Annotated in this window: 1 rRNA gene; it reads left to right on the top strand. The window is 51.3% G+C overall.

From position 1 onward, the window contains the following. Positions 1 to 73 precede the first annotated feature (73 nt). Positions 74 to 766, top strand: a 16S ribosomal RNA gene (locus tag C7U56_RS15330); the annotation flags it as partial.

Below are 766 nucleotides of genomic sequence, written 5' to 3'. Positions count from 1 at the left end.
TTCAGAACAAAACCAAAACAACAGTAATAACGGTTAAAATTAGCCAAGCGAATTTTGACTGGAATCAAAACTTTAACATGAGAGTTTGATCCTGGCTCAGGATGAACGCTGGCGGCGTGCTTAACACATGCAAGTCGAACGAAGCAATCTAACGGAAGTTTTCGGATGGAAGCTAGATTGACTGAGTGGCGGACGGGTGAGTAACGCGTGGGTAACCTGCCTCACACTGGGGGACAACAGTTAGAAATGACTGCTAATACCGCATAAGCGCACAGGACCGCATGGTCCGGTGTGAAAAACTCCGGTGGTGTGAGATGGACCCGCGTTTGATTAGCTAGTTGGTGGGGTAACGGCCTACCAAGGCGACGATCAATAGCCGACCTGAGAGGGTGACCGGCCACATTGGGACTGAGACACGGCCCAAACTCCTACGGGAGGCAGCAGTGGGGAATATTGCACAATGGGGGAAACCCTGATGCAGCGACGCCGCGTGAGTGAAGAAGTATTTCGGTATGTAAAGCTCTATCAGCAGGGAAGAAAATGACGGTACCTGACTAAGAAGCCCCGGCTAACTACGTGCCAGCAGCCGCGGTAATACGTAGGGGGCAAGCGTTATCCGGATTTACTGGGTGTAAAGGGAGCGTAGACGGTAAAGCAAGTCTGAAGTGAAAGCCCGGGGCTCAACCCCGGGACTGCTTTGGAAACTGTTTAACTAGAGTGCTGGAGAGGTAAGCGGAATTCCTAGTGTAGCGGTGAAATGCGTAGA

It is taken from the genome of Clostridium fessum (assembly GCF_003024715.1).
Taxonomy (GTDB): domain Bacteria; phylum Bacillota; class Clostridia; order Lachnospirales; family Lachnospiraceae; genus Otoolea; species Otoolea fessa.
Note: the sequence above shows the minus strand (reverse complement) of the source record. Positions and strands in the feature narration are given on the sequence as shown.